At 29.2% G+C, this 15,286-nt stretch carries 12 protein-coding genes and 3 tRNA genes; 1 reads left to right on the top strand and 14 read right to left on the bottom strand.

Annotation, left to right across the window (positions count from 1 at the left end; translation table 11 throughout):
- Positions 1–50: 50 nt before the first annotated feature.
- From I4U66_RS13245 to I4U66_RS13235, 3 genes are all read right to left on the bottom strand, one after another.
- Entirely contained in the window at positions 51–1,703 is a 1,653-nt protein-coding gene (locus I4U66_RS13245; RefSeq protein WP_092923180.1) for an amidohydrolase, read from the bottom strand.
- Between the two features lie 101 nt (positions 1,704–1,804).
- A complete protein-coding gene (locus I4U66_RS13240) occupies positions 1,805–3,160 on the bottom strand; it encodes an alanine:cation symporter family protein (protein ID WP_092923177.1) in 1,356 nt (451 codons plus the stop codon).
- A 418-nt stretch (positions 3,161–3,578) separates the two neighbouring features.
- A complete protein-coding gene (locus tag I4U66_RS13235) occupies positions 3,579–5,081 on the bottom strand; it encodes a helix-turn-helix domain-containing protein (protein WP_092923175.1) in 1,503 nt (500 codons plus the stop codon).
- Between the two features lie 323 nt (positions 5,082–5,404).
- Between I4U66_RS13235 and I4U66_RS13230 the strand changes: the two genes are divergently transcribed.
- Complete coding sequence (locus I4U66_RS13230; RefSeq protein WP_166504866.1) at positions 5,405–6,718, top strand: conjugated bile salt MFS transporter; 1,314 nt, start codon at positions 5,405–5,407, stop codon at positions 6,716–6,718.
- 76 nt (positions 6,719–6,794) lie between these two features.
- Here the strand turns inward: I4U66_RS13230 and I4U66_RS13225 are convergent, their stop codons facing one another.
- The 11 genes from I4U66_RS13225 to hcp form a co-directional block, all read right to left on the bottom strand.
- Complete coding sequence (locus I4U66_RS13225; RefSeq protein ID WP_195581723.1) at positions 6,795–8,114, bottom strand: hypothetical protein; 1,320 nt, start codon at positions 8,112–8,114, stop codon at positions 6,795–6,797.
- A 148-nt stretch (positions 8,115–8,262) separates the two neighbouring features.
- Entirely contained in the window at positions 8,263–8,973 is a 711-nt protein-coding gene (locus I4U66_RS13220) for a phosphatase (RefSeq protein ID WP_195929199.1), read from the bottom strand.
- 229 nt (positions 8,974–9,202) lie between these two features.
- Positions 9,203–10,468 (bottom strand): 30S ribosomal protein S1, encoded by a 1,266-nt coding sequence (locus I4U66_RS13215; protein WP_195929197.1) that lies wholly within the window; start codon positions 10,466–10,468, stop codon positions 9,203–9,205.
- Between the two features lie 122 nt (positions 10,469–10,590).
- Positions 10,591–11,286 (bottom strand): DNA/RNA nuclease SfsA, encoded by a 696-nt coding sequence (gene sfsA, locus I4U66_RS13210; RefSeq protein ID WP_166504863.1) that lies wholly within the window; start codon positions 11,284–11,286, stop codon positions 10,591–10,593.
- Between the two features lie 99 nt (positions 11,287–11,385).
- Complete coding sequence (locus I4U66_RS13205; RefSeq protein WP_195238557.1) at positions 11,386–12,786, bottom strand: MATE family efflux transporter; 1,401 nt, start codon at positions 12,784–12,786, stop codon at positions 11,386–11,388.
- A 173-nt stretch (positions 12,787–12,959) separates the two neighbouring features.
- Positions 12,960–13,034 (bottom strand) — tRNA-Thr (locus tag I4U66_RS13200).
- A 4-nt stretch (positions 13,035–13,038) separates the two neighbouring features.
- Positions 13,039–13,114 (bottom strand) — tRNA-Asn (locus tag I4U66_RS13195).
- Between the two features lie 11 nt (positions 13,115–13,125).
- Positions 13,126–13,199: transfer RNA gene (locus I4U66_RS13190), tRNA-Cys, on the bottom strand.
- A gap of 180 nt (positions 13,200–13,379) precedes the next feature.
- Positions 13,380–13,565, bottom strand: a complete 186-nt coding sequence (locus I4U66_RS13185) for a DUF1858 domain-containing protein (protein ID WP_092923153.1) — start codon at positions 13,563–13,565, stop codon at positions 13,380–13,382.
- The gene (locus tag I4U66_RS13180; protein WP_195238556.1) at positions 13,565–14,242 is read right to left on the bottom strand and encodes an NAD(P)/FAD-dependent oxidoreductase; all 678 of its coding nucleotides are present in this window, start codon (positions 14,240–14,242) and stop codon (positions 13,565–13,567) included. Before I4U66_RS13180 ends, I4U66_RS13185 begins: the two co-directional genes overlap by 1 nt.
- 261 nt (positions 14,243–14,503) lie before the next feature.
- The coding region (gene hcp, locus I4U66_RS13175; RefSeq protein ID WP_195929195.1) for a hydroxylamine reductase at positions 14,504–15,286 on the bottom strand (783 nt) is incomplete at its 5' end.

Raw genomic sequence — 15,286 nt, 5'->3', positions numbered from 1 at the left:
TTGCTTAAAATTTAAAATAGCGATGAGATATCTCATCGCTATTTTTTATATTATGCGTTTTGTAATTCAGCTTCTTTAACAAATATAGTTTTACCTTCTTTTATAGTTTCTAATACTTTTATGTTTTCTATTTCCATAGTATCAACTTCAAGAGGGTTTTTATCTAATATAACTAAGTCAGCTAATTTACCAACTTCTATACTACCTTTTACATCTTCTTCGAAGTATTGATATGCACCATTTATAGTTACAGCTTTTATAGCTTCCATAACTGATATTCTTTGATGCGCTCCTAATACTCTTCCTGATTCTGTAGTTCTATTAACAGCTGTATGCATAGCTATTATTTGGTTTGGCATTTTTACTGGTGGATCTTGGTGTAGCGTAAACTTTATACCCTTCTCTAACGCCCATCCTATTGGAGATATATTTTGAGCTCTTTCTGGTCCAAATACTTGATCATGGTGTAAATCTCCCCAGAATCTTACATGATCATTGAAGAATGTTGGTATTGCACCTATTTCTTTAACATCATCTAATTGGTCTTCTCTTAATGCTTGACAGTGAACCATAACAGGTCTTAAATCTGCTTTACTTCCTGTTATTTCTAAAGCTTTTTTGTAACATCTTAAGAATTGAGCACAAGCCTCATCACCATTTACATGAGTATGAACTTGTACATTTAAGTTTATACAATCAACAAAGTAATTAGTTACAACTTCATCAGTTTGAGTTCCATATCCACAGTAATCAGCTGGTTGACCTTCTGGCACAACGTGATAAGGCTTACTTAACCAAGCAGTAAATCCTTGTGGAGATCCATCTAACCAAGTCTTAGCTCCTGCTAACTTATAATGATTGAAGTATTCTCTCTTTGGAGTTCCTTCATTTTTCATTAAATTCATTGTTGATGGCTGAGTAGCAAGTCCAACTATATCTATCATTAACATATTATTTTGAGCACATGCTCCTAATATATGATTATAATGATTAGCTTCTTCTACTGAAGCATCTTGAGTTGTTGTAATACCTAATGATGCATATATCTTTTGAGCTTTAACAACAGCCTTTAAAACTTCTTCGAATCCTGGAGCTTTTATAACTTTTTTCTTTTCACTATCTAATATAGCATTTTCTTCTAATACTCCATTTGGTTCTTTTGAGTCAGGTGATACAGTTCTTACAACTCCACCTTCTGGAACTATATAGTCATCACCTACATATCCATATAATTCTAATGCTTTAGAGTTTACAGCTGATAAATGCCCTGATGCATGAGAAACAGTTATCGGTACTTCTGTACTTATTTGGTCTAAGTCAAACTTAGTTGGATGTTCTCCACCTTCAAATTTAGTGTTATCATATCCAAATCCTATTAACCAGTTTCCATCTGTTGGAGGATCACTTTCGAAGGCTTCTTTTAGTCTAGATAATAGTTCTTCCTTAGAAGTTACATCTCCTAATGTTACTATCATTAAAGTTTGAGCTACAGCAACTACATGTCCATGAGGATCTATAAACCCTGGAAGAATTGTTTTCCCATCTAGGTCTATTTTTTCAGTAGTTTCATCTGCTAACGCAAGAACTTCTTCATTACTTCCTACTGCTTTTATTTTTCCTTCTTCAACTAATATAGCTTGTGCTATTGATTCATTTTTATCAACAGTTACCACTGTTCCATTGAAGTAAATCTTTTTAGTCATTGTATTTCTCCCTTCACCAGGCAAGTTTTAATGTATATATATAAAGCTACTTACTAATATAGCAAGTAGCTTTTTAGCTTATTTAAATAATTAGTATATCATTAAGCTACTTTGTCTTTTTTAACTGATCCACTTAACTTGTAAGCTTCCCAATGTTTGAATGTAAATATAGCTAGTGCTGTTACGTTTATTCCTGAAAGTACAAATAATAATAAGTCAACAGCTTCAAATACCACGTTAGCTCCAAATACTGCTAAAGTACCAGCAGCTATTATTAATACTAAATATATTGCTATATTTTTGTTAACTGGATTTTGCTTAAATAACTTTGTCATGTAGTAGTAAGATCCAAGTATTGTAGTTAATGCTGATAATACTGTGAATGCTGCTAATACAATTAATCCAAATATACCAACTACATGCTCAGCAGTAGCAAAGTATCCACCTAATCTTGCAACAGTACCTGCTGCATTTCCATTAGCATCAACTAATGCTAAAGTTCCTACCTCAACTCCATAAGAAGCTATATATGAAGTAACAACTATAGAAACGAATACTGTTACAGCTGTTGGTAATAACGATATCATAGCTGCTTCTCTTGGTTGTGAGTCAGATTCTTGAGCAGCCATTGCTAATGCTCCAAGACCAGTTTCTGCTGTTTGTATAACCTTTTGCATACCTAATATAAATCCTAATGGCACACCCATCATTGCATTAACTGGATTCATCATACCTTTTATCATACTTCCAAAGAAAGTAGGTATGTAATCAGAAGTCTTAAGAACAAACATTGTAAAGAATATGAAGTATCCAGCAACTGCTGTTCCTATCATATAAGTCATTGCTCCCATGAATAACTCATGCTTTTTAGATAATACTAATGCAGCAACTACCGCTATTACTGGTATAACTATAAATAAATATCTTTGAACTAATGATAATTCGATTCCAAACTTATCATTTAATACTGTAGCAAAAACTGAATCTATACCACTAAATTGGAATCCACCAAATCCGAATACTGCTAATGCAACGAAACATACAGCATATGTTATTCCTAATTTAGGGCTTATTAGAGTAGATATATACTCCTTTGGAGTTTTCCCCATTATTTTTGAGTTTAATGTTTCAGAATATGAAACAGGAAGCATTATTAATGAACCTATTAACGCCCATATAGCCATAGCTTCTATATTTGCTTGCCCACTTGCTGATAATTTTGATAATGCACCAAGAACACCTATTATTGCTCCTGTACCTATCATTGCCCCTAAAGATATAGAAGCTGGCCCGATTACATTTTTCATTTGTAATTTAGCAGGCTTTGTAGCTTGTTTTTGTATCATGAAGATTGTTCTTATAGCCATTGTAGCGCCAACAACTAATATAAATGGTAAGAATACTGGCCATATAGCTTCAGATACTTTTGTTATTGCAACTTCTAACTGATGTAGCATCTTTTATGTTCTCCTTGTAAATATTTATTTTGATTTTTATTTGTTTTTTGTATATCTCCCCCTTTAAAATATACAAAAAAAATAGGCTTCACATTCATTAAGAAATACAACAATTTATAAAAGTTAATCTTATCCATTGTATTTTTCCATCAAAAAACTGACTATTCTTACGTATTTTATTAATTAAATAATAACGGTATATCTATAGCAGTTTTAAGATTTAAATAAAAATTATAAAACTTTTAAGATTAACTATATAAAATTATTGGATCATTAATGATTTTGTTAGTGCCTATTTACAGTTACTACAATATCAATTTTTTATTATTTAAGTCAATAAATTATTTTGACCTTTATTTTCTTTTTTCAACAAATTCAAATATTTTTGAAATTCGTCAATATAATTTCTAGTAAATTATTAATTAATTTCACCATTTATTATTCTAGTGTAAACTAATGCTTTTGATATTTTTTCTAAAATTTCTTCTTTTTCACTTACTAGCATATTTTCTTTTTCACTCCATACAATATCAAATACTTCATCGCATATTTTTTTGAATTCATTATCTTTAATAATTGCATAATCATTTACCCCATCCATAGGATGTGTTTTTATTAACTTTAGATTCTTAGATAAATACATAGATGGACTTAAACCTGAATCAAATTCTTCTATGGAGCTATTTTCAATAAGTTTAATTTCTATATTTTCATGTTCTTTTATTATTTTTTCTATATTTTTTATATGTCTCTCCATTTGTTCTAAAGTCAATTTTACTGGTTTATTAAAGAATGTTATTTCTCCTGTCGATATATACTTCATTAGTTTTGCTTCATAAATTAATACCTTTATGTTAGATTGATATGTTACATTTTGTAAAAATGCATTTATTTGACGCAACTCTTGCAATAACTCTTTGTCATTTCCAAATACATCTTCTGCAATTTCTATAAATAAATCAGATGGCATAAAGAATTCATTCATAACTCCTAATACCCACTTTAAGTCTTGCCCCATTATATATTGTATATAAGTTTTATTCTTTAATAAATCTAGTGGAGTTTCTTTCTCTACAAGCAATTTACCTTGATTTTTTAATATTTCTTCTAAACTATAATAAACTTCATCTATGATAGCCTTTTCTTTAGACATATTTGTAAATAAGCATTGTCCATTACTTGCAAATATGGCACTATGGAAAATTCTATCCTTTATAACAGCTAAAATGTTACTATTATCTACATTACAGTTATATACTTCAAAATCTAAATTAGGATATGTTGTTATCATGTCAATTATAAGTAGTGTATTTAGTACCTTATCATTTTGATTCCCTTCAAACCCAGTTAATACTCTTGCTTTTACTTCTTTGTCTTTTTGTATGCTATATAACGCTGTTTTCATTTCTGATATAGAAACTTTATCATTTCCATTAAGTCTATATAGGTTTGCAGATAATATTAGATCTAGCTTACTCGATTTACTTATATGAAGTATTGCATCCTTTGCTAAATACTGTTTTCTAAGCCTTGGGTTTATATGCATCATACTATTATAATTATCTTCAGAATGTGTATTCTTATATATATTAGAAGAACTTTTTTGTGCCGTAACCATATATGATTCTTTTAAACTTCTTTCTATATATTGAGCTAATACAGTATCGTCTTTTACTTCTACCTCTATTTCAAAGTAGTGTTTAAGTTCTTGCTTTGATGTAGAATTTAAAGATTTAACTATAAACTCTGATGTAATTTTACATATACTAGATATACTTTTTTGAGTTGGTAGGTTTCTCCCATTAATCCATTTACTTATATAAGATATATCGTATCCTAACTCTTTTGCTAATGTACTCTTTTTTTGATTTGATAAATAAAGTAACTTTTCTAGTAGTTGACCAAATGCAATATTTTTCAACCTATTCACCATCCTTTTTTTCGCTCATTCTTTTATGATTTCTTAATATTATTATATATTTTATTTATTACTATGACTCCATTTTATAGTATATCTGACAATAACATACTAAGTATAAATTAATCAAAGTTGATTTTTAATTGAAGTTGTTGAATATTCTTGAATCAAGTTTCAATTTTGTTCATCAACCTTCCTTTGTTTTTAATATATCACTTATGATATCCTTTTTCTAGGATATATTTCATTTTAACCTTAAATTTTACATTTATATCCATTTTAATGTGTCTATTTACAAAAAACAACAACAAAGGAGAAATCATACAATGAACACTAAAAGTAAAAAATTCGCAACTGGTTGGTTAATAGTAGTTGCATGTATGCTTATACAAGCTATACCATTTGGAGTTGCTGCAAACATCCAACCACAATTTATGGCTTACATCCTATCTCCTGATTCAGGATATGGATTTACACAAGCTGGATTCTCATTAATATTTACATTAGGTACAGTTGTATCTGCTATAGCATCTCCATTTATAGGAGCAATGTTTAATAAAGTTAGTGTTAAAACAATGTACTTAATGGGTTCTATACTTTCAGGTGGAGGATTCTTAGCATTCTCTATGTGTAAAGAATTATGGCAATTTTACCTTGTTGCTGGTATAGTTCAAGTTGGTACAGCTGCTATATCTTCAATCGGGGTTCCTTTATTAATAAATGGATGGTTCGATGAACTATCAAAAGGTAAGGCAATGGGACTTGCTTTCGCCGGAGGATCTATAGGTAATATATTCCTTCAAAGTATGACTGCTTATTCATTAACTAACTTCGGTATATCTAAATCATACTTTATGTTTGGTGCTTTATCATTAATCGTAGGTATACCTATAACTTTATTATTCTTAAGAATGCCAAAGAATGATAGCGAAATAGTTAGAGGTAAGAAAAAAGACAATGGAAAAGAAGAAAAAGAGCAAAGTACTGTTTCAGTTGATTGGGGATACTCTTTAAAAGAAGTTAAAAATGTTAAATTCTTCTGGTTATTTGCTTTAGGATTATTCTTCTTAGGTATGTATGTTTCTGTACTTGCTGTACAATATCCTGCTTACTTAAAGAACTTCTTAAAAGTTGATCCTATGATAGTTGGTATGGTAGGTTCTACATTCGCTATATTCTCTCTTGGAGGAAACTTATTTGGTGGAGTAATATTTGATAAATTAGGTATAACTAAAGGGCTTATGGTTGCCTTTGCATTAGCTGCTACTTCTTGTTTAGCTCTAATGAATGCAGGTTTAATACCTATGTTAGCTCCAATATTTGCGGCTTTAAAAGGATTATCAGTATTTGCTTACATGATGGGACCTTCTTTACTTGCAGGATCATTCTTCGGTAAAAAAGAATTTGGTGCTATACTTGGTGTAGTTCAAATATTCTTCGCAGTAGGATTTGCTGCTGGTTCATCAATATTTGGATTATTAGTTGATAAAATGGGATACAGCGTAGCTTGGATATTCGTTTTAACATTTATAGTTGTATGTTATGTATCTTTAATAACTGCTTCTATAGGTATGTCTAAGTTAAACAAAGAAAGAATAGCTAAATTACAAAAAGATGCTTCTTCTCAAGGAGTTGCTTAATAATAATTAAGGAGTGTATAAAATACACTCCTTTTTAATTTTTATTTTATATTTAATTATGATTTAATGCATATTTTTATGCAGCTTTCCTAATTTCTAAATTTCTTATTTTATATTTTTTCCATTCAAACTCTGTGAACATAGCAAGTGCCATAATATTAATAGATGTTGATATAAATAATAATATCTCTAATAGTAAAAATACTAATTCTACATTAAATACAGATAATGCACCTCCTAATATCAATAAACCTACATAAACAAGATAATTATTTTTAACATTAAAATTGGCTACATTTATAAGTACAAGATACCCTCCTAATAAGGTGGTTAATGCAGATAAAGCTATAAATGTAAATAGTATTAATATCCCAAATTTACCCGTTACACTAATTATAGTATCAAAGTATGACACTAGCTTCTCGTATCCATTAACTGAAAAATTTATTATTCCTTCACTAAGTCCATAAGATGCTATATATGAAGTAACTAATACCGATATAACAATAAGTACTGTTGTTAGTATAGAAGATATTAAAGCAGCTTCCCTTGGTTTAGCATTTGATTTCATAGATGCTAATGCAAGTGTTCCAAGACCTGGTTCTGCTATTTGTATAACTCTCTGAAGTCCAAATATAAGACCTAGTGGTATTCCAAACAACACGGATACAGGATTTTTAAATCCTATAATAATACGCTCTACAAATATAGGTATATACTCTTGTGTTTTATAAAGAAATATGAAAAATGATAATAAATAAGTTGAAAATGATAATATTACCATAGTCACTAAAATTCTTAAAAATATACTCTGTCTGTTTTTAAGTATAATGGTTATTAATATAATTATTACTGGAATAACGATATACATATATCTTTGTAGTTCATTAAATTCTAAACTTACTATTTTATTTATACTAGTAGTTGCTACTGCATCTATCCCACTTAACTGTATTCCCCCTATAGCAAATATATATAATAAAACTAAAGATGCAACATACAATTTTGATGCTTTAGTTGATATAAATGCTTTTATATATTCTTTGGGTTGCATTCTCACAACTTTAGATATTAAAGTTTCACAATATGATATAGGTATTAATATTATCGATCCAAGTAATGCCCATATAGCAATTGATTCAACATATATTTGCCCACTTATAGAAAGCTTACTAAGTCCAGTTAAAAAACCAACGACTGTTCCTGTTCCCATCATAGTCCCCAAGGCTACGGTACTCTGTGGAATTATGTACTTGTAATTTATTTTCCCCTTTGTCGTAATGCGTTGCCTTATGTTAAAAAAAACTTGCAAACATATATATGTCCCAAGTAAAAGCAAAAAAGGTATAAACATAGGCCAAACAACATTAGACACTACCCTCGCAATATACTCCATGTCAACTCTCTCCTTTAAATTAAAGCATAATAAAAGTAACACTTATCAATAAGTGTTACTCTTATATTATACTATATTTTAAATATAGTTTGTCCTTCTTTTATACTCTTTATTTCCTAAATTTACTTAACTTTAATCTATCATATATTTATAAATTTAAAAACTCTATTATACTTTCTTCACTATAATTTATAACTAACTCTTTAGGAAACTTCACATCATTTATTACCTTTTCAGAATATGGGAATTTACCTACATCATAAGATATATGTGCATCACTTCCAAGTATTACTTTTGCATTGTATTTTTTACAACATTCAAGTAGTGTAGTTACATTATCCCAAGCCCCTTGTCTAAAAGTCGTCGGCTTTAGAGATGAATTATTTATTTCTAATGCTATGTTTCTCTCCTTTGCCTTTCTTACTACTTTTTCATAATTAACTGGATATCTACTATCATCTAAATGTCCTATTATCTTAACTTTTGATTTATCCATTACATTAAGTACAGCTTGTGTATTTTCTTCTACACTTCCAGCATCTATACATGGTGTGTGTAAGCTAGCTATAACATAATCTATATGTGTAAGCATGTCATCATCTACATCTGTATTTCCTTCAAAATCTACAATATTTGCTTCTATTCCTCTAAGTACCTTAAGTCCATTAACTTCTCTTGGTATACAATGAATATTATGGAAGTAATATGGGTGTGGTCCACCTGGCATATTTGGTGCATGTTCTGATAACCCTAAATACTTTAATCCATTATCAATAGCCGATTGTATATTTTCTTGTACTGTACTATATGCATGTCCACTTACTATTGTATGTGTATGTAAATCTATTAATGCTTTCATTTAAATTCTCCCTATAAATTATAATTTTTACTGTGTTATTTTCTTAAATAAAGACCATAATAATATTAATAAAATTAATCCTAATACTACTAAACTCATTATTCCCAAAAAATCAAATACTATAAATAACATCGTTTCAAACTTAGAACTACTCGGTGTAAATATTATATCCCCCTAATAATATACAGTTAAAGCCATATTGTTTCACAACATGGCTCTTCATATAATGTTATTTTTGTAAATTTTTAAATTTATCTTTAAATAATTCGCCTAATGAACCTAATGATTCTTCAACTTCTAAAAATTCTGAGTAATCTTCTTCTGGTTCTTTATTAGCTTCTTTTATAGATAATATCATTTTTCTATTCTTTGGCTTAAATTCTATAACCATAGCGCTAACTTCATCGCCAACATTTACTACATTATTAACTTTCATAACTCTTTCTTCACTTAATTCAGATATTGGTAAGAATGCCTCTACACCTTCTCTTATCTTAACAATAGCACCTTTTTCTATAGTTCTAACTACAGTTCCAGTTATTATATCATCTAATTGCACTTCTTGCTTTATTAATTCCCATGGATCATTGTTTATATCTTTTAACGCTAATGCAAACTTTTTGTTTTCTTTATCTATATCTAATACATAAACTTGTACTTCTTGTCCTTCTTGAATTACATCTTCTACAGACTCTACTCTTTCCCAAGATAAATTGTTTTGGTGAAGTAAACCTTCTATTCCACCGATATCAACGAAAGCTCCATAAGGCATCATTTTAACAACTTTACCGTCTCTTTTTTGTCCAACTTCTAAAGATTCAAATAAAGCTTCTTTATCCGCTTTAACTTTTGCTATATGAGCTTCTCTTTCAGCTTTAATTCTAGCTCTTTCAGCTTCTTTTTCCGCCTTTATTCTTGCTCTTCTTTCTTCTCTTTCTTTATCAATTCTTTCTTGTAATACTTCTCTATGACTAGCTACTAATCTATTTTTCTTTAAATCTAGCTCTTTTATATATACTTCTAAATTACGTCCAACATACTCTTTTGTATCATTTACAAACTTAGTATCTAATTGAGATATTGGTATAAATAACGTTTGCGTTTTGTAAGTAGCAAATACTCCTCTTTCTATGTTTTTATTTACATTAACAGTTATTATTCTATGTTCATTATGTATTTTTTCTAATTCTTTTATATCTGCTTCTTTATCTAATCTTAATTTTGATAATTGTATCGTTCCATCTTTATGGTTAACCTTTGTTATAACAGCACTTATTTCATCTCCTACATTATATACATCACTAGTATATTTTCCTTTAGGAAGATTTAATTCGTTTGTAGGTATTATCCCATCAAATCCAAAGTTAAGTTCTAAGCTAACACCGTCATTACTTACCTTAGATATTTTACCGTTTATAGTTTCCCCAACTTTTATGTTGTTTAGTTCTTTTTCTTGTTGTTCTAAAAGTTCTTGCATTGATAAATTATTCGTCATAGTTATAAACTTCCTTTCATAATAAATATCATATACAAATATTATACCATTAATATTTCAAATACTTATATTTTTCTTACAACATTTTAAAGTTATATGCTAAATTTTAAAAATATGTTATTTTATAAAATAACTTCTACAGCTTCTTTTATGACTATACTTTCTTTATCTACATTACAATCATAGGATACTATATTTACACCTTTTTCTCTTGCTCTTTTTAATGCTTCCCATAATTCAAAGTGCATTTTTTTATTAGGAGTAAAATATTTTACATTATCCATCTGAACTAAAAAAAATATATAGCACTCATATCCATCATCTTTTGCTTTTATTAATTCATTTATATGTTTTACTCCTCTTTCAGTTTTTGCGTCGGGAAACATCACCACACTATTCTCTTCTAGTGTTACTCCCTTTATCTCTATAAACACCTTTTTATTTTTAGTTTCTAAATATATATCAAATCTTGAATCATGGTATTTCTGTTCAGGCTTAATATAGGTTATTTCTTCATTAAGGCCAGGAAGTTGTATTAAACCCTTCTCTAATGCTTCATATACTACTTTATTTGGTATCTGAGAATCCATATTTATTAGACGTTTTCCTTTTTCAACTGAAACTAGTGAATATTTTGTCTTTCTATTTGGATTATCACTTTCTTCTAAATATACAGTACAACCTTCTATTAATAACTCTTTACATCTCCCTGTATTTTTAACATGTACTTTTTCTACTTTTCCATCTATATCACAATAAGCTATAAATCTATTTGGCCTTTCTATAAATTTTCCCTTTACGATTTTATTATACTTCATATATCTCTCCTTAATGAAAATTCAATTTTATTACAATAATTATTTACAATAAAAAATCTCTTATAAATATATATATCCATAAGAGATTTTTTAACTCTATTAATTTGTATTTAAGCTTTCTTTATCATTAGTGTTTATACTTTTACTTTCTATATTGCTTAAATTTCTCTTATAAAACACCATAAAGCATATTGCTGTTGTTATAACTGCCGTTATATCTGCTATAGGTTGTGCTAAAAGCACTGCAAATAACTTATTTTCCATAAATGTTGGTAGTATATATATTAATGGTATTAATAAAATTACTTTTCTAAGTAATGCTAAAAACAGAGAAATTTTAGCTTGCCCTAGCGCAAGTAGTGTATTTTGACATGCTACTTGTATTCCAAATATAGTTATTCCAACAAAATAAATCCTTATACTCCAAACTGTTATTTCAACTAATTTTGGATCACTATTAAATATCCTAACAAACATCTCCGGCATTATCATAAGCGCTGTACACATTGTTGCCGTATATCCTAAAGTAATTAATATTGTTAATTTAAAAGCCTTTTTAACTCTACCAATTTGTTTTGCTCCATAGTTGTAACTCATTATAGGTTGAGAACCTTGAGTAACTCCCATTGTCGGAAGCATTATTATCTGCATTATACTACTCATTATAGTCATTGCACCTACAGCTAAATCTCCACCATACATTTGAAGCTTTGTATTTAATGTTATTAAAACTAAACTCTCCGTAGCTTGCATTATAAATGGTGCAACTCCAAGCCCCATTACTCTTCCCATTATTCTAAAATCTATTTTTAAGTATTTTTTTCTTATTTTTAATGTTGTCTTACCGCTTAGTAAAAATCTTAGTACCCACATTGCTGATATTGCTTGAGATATAATTGTAGCTGTAGCAGCACCTCTAACGCCCATATCTAATCCAAATATTAATATTGGATCAAGTATTATATTCATAGCCGCACCTATAGATACTGTCATCATACCTATTTTTGCGAAACCTTGTGTATTTATAAATGGATTCATACCAAGTGCAACAAGAACAAATATAGTTCCTATTAGATATATACTTAAATAATCCATTGCATAACCTATAGTAGCTTCACTTGCTCCAAACGCCCAAAGTAATGGTTCTTTAAATACTAAAAATACTAGAGTTAGTAATATTGCTAACAGTACAAGTGTAGAAAAACTATTGCTCATTATTTTTTCTGCGCCATCATTATCCTTTTCACCCATTTTTATTGCAGCTAATGGAGCTCCCCCCATCCCTACTAAAGCCGCAAAAGCTGCTACTATTAATGTTATTGGGAATGCAACTCCAACACCAGCCATTGCTATATCTCCACCTTGCATTCTCCCTATAAATATTCTATCAACTATATTGTATAGTACATTTACTAGTTGAGCTATTATTGCAGGTGTTGCTAGCTTAAATATTAATTTAGGAATGCTTCCCTTTCCCAAGTCCGTGACATTATTACTCATCCAAATTCCCTCCTAGATTTATTATATTTTAAGTTTACATTGTCAACTATTTCAAATTTAAATATATACTATTTTACTAATACTTTTAATTATAATACATAATTATTTAATTTTAAAATATTTTTTATTTTATAAAAAAATAACTCTAATCATATGATTAGAGTTATTCAAATTGGAGCTGGTGATAGGAATCGAACCTACAACCTGCTGATTACAAGTCAGCTGCTCTACCGTTGAGCCACACCAGCATATTGGCGGGAATAACAGGACTCGAACCTGTGACCCATTGATTAACAGTCAATTGCTCTACCAACTGAGCCATATTCCCATATATTAAATTGGAGGCGACACCCAGATTCGAACTGGGGATCAAGGAGTTGCAGTCCACTGCCTTACCACTTGGCTATGTCGCCTTATCAACACAATACTATTATATTATTTTAAACATTTTTTTGCAACTGTTTTCATTATTTTTTTAATTAAATTTTTATACTTTTTTCGACTATTTTAGAGCTTTATAATATGTGTGGTAATTTCATATATCAGTAAGAAATATATGTACATTTCTTACTGATATATTTATTATTTTAATATTAAAGGCTATTTATCTTAGCTAAAACCTCATCTAAATCTATTCCATGTATTTCACAAGCTTGTTCTAATCTCTCCATTGCAGCTGAAGGGCAACCTAAGCATCCCATACCATAGTCCATAAGTATTTTTACTGCCTCTGGTTTTTCTTTTATTATATCTCCTATTATAGAATCTTTAGTTATCATTATAATTCCTCCTTTAAATTTGCTATTTCTAATACATCTTTTCTAAAACTTTCTATACCTATTCTATCTATGAATTCACCTAACTTTTCGCCCATTTGACCATGCTCATTATAGTAGTTAAGTAAAGTTTCAACTAAGGTATATGCTTCTTTCTCTGATAATTTTTTAGTTATTATATCAGCTATTCTTGGATAAAAACCTGCACTTCCTCCTGCACATACAAAGAAAGTTCCATCAATATCTACTAAAACTCCAATGTCTTTAGAATATACACTTGTACATGCATTTCTACATCCCGCAACTCCTATTTTTGTTCTGTTTGGAAGTGGCATTCCATGAAAGTTTTTACTTATTCTCATAGCTATACCTATCGTTGGATACTTTGACCTTTTACAAAAATTTGCTGGACACATCTCTACATTTTTTACAGAATATTGATTTGTAACTGCTGGTTTCATATCAAGTTCTTTCCATATATCATCTAGATCTTCTTCTTTTAAATTAGTTATTAATATTCTTTGACCTGATGTTATTTTTAATACTCCATTATATTTTTTAGCTACATTAGCTATTTTTATAAGAGTATCTGGTAATACAAACCCTCCTGGTATATGAGGAGTTATTCCATATGTTCTTTTACCATCCCTTATTTTTTGTAAATTCCCATGATTACTCATCTATATCTACACTTTACCTTTCTTATAAAGTTAAGTTACATCTATTTAAATTTTATTTAACCTTATTATATCCTATTTTTCGTAAAACTTGTGTAACATATGTTACATAAAACTCAAATTATTACTGTAAATATGAAATTTTTTTCATTAATATTTTAAAGTGTATTGTATCGTCTGTATGAGTTATAAATAGTTTTAGCTTAGCATAAAATATTTTATATAAAAAAGACACCATTTTATATGGTATCTTCTTTATTAAAATTAGTTTCCTAAGAACATATTTAAATCATCTTCAACATTTGTTATCCCACCTATTCCAAAGTTTTCAACTAAAACCTTAGCAACATTTGGTGATAAGAATGCTGGTAATGTTGGTCCTAAATGTATATTTTTAACTCCAAGATATAATAATGATAATAATACTATTACAGCTTTTTGTTCATACCAAGCTATATTAAATGATATTGGTAAATCATTTATATCTTCTAATTCAAATACTTCTTTAAGTTTTAATGCGATAAGTGCTAATGAGTAAGAGTCGTTACATTGTCCTGCATCTAATACTCTAGGTATACCATTTATATCTCCTAAAGGTAGCTTGTTGTATTTATACTTAGCACATCCTGCTGTTAATATAACTGTATCTTGTGGTAAAGCCTTAGCAAATTCTGTGTAGTAGTTTCTTGACTTAGCTCTTCCGTCACATCCACCCATTACAAAGAATCTCTTAATAGCACCAGTTTTAACTGCTTCTACTACTTTATCTGCAAGAGCGAAAACTTGATTATGTGCAAATCCACCTATTATTTCTCCAGTTTCTATCTCTATAGGAGCTTTACACTTTTTAGCATGTTCTATTATAACAGAGAAATCTTTATCATCTTCTGCATTTCCTTTTATATGTGTACATCCAGCAAATCCTGCTGCTCCAGTAGTATACAATCTATCTTTATAGCTATCTTTTGGCGGAACTATACAGTTTGTAGTCATTAATATTGGACCATTGAAGCTTTCAAATTCTTCTTTTTGCTTCCACCAAGCATT

Origin of the sequence: Romboutsia sp. D33t1_170424_H2, from assembly GCF_015669105.1 — a bacterium.
Taxonomy (GTDB): domain Bacteria; phylum Bacillota; class Clostridia; order Peptostreptococcales; family Peptostreptococcaceae; genus Romboutsia_C; species Romboutsia_C hominis.
This window is presented reverse-complemented; position numbering and strand designations above follow the sequence as displayed.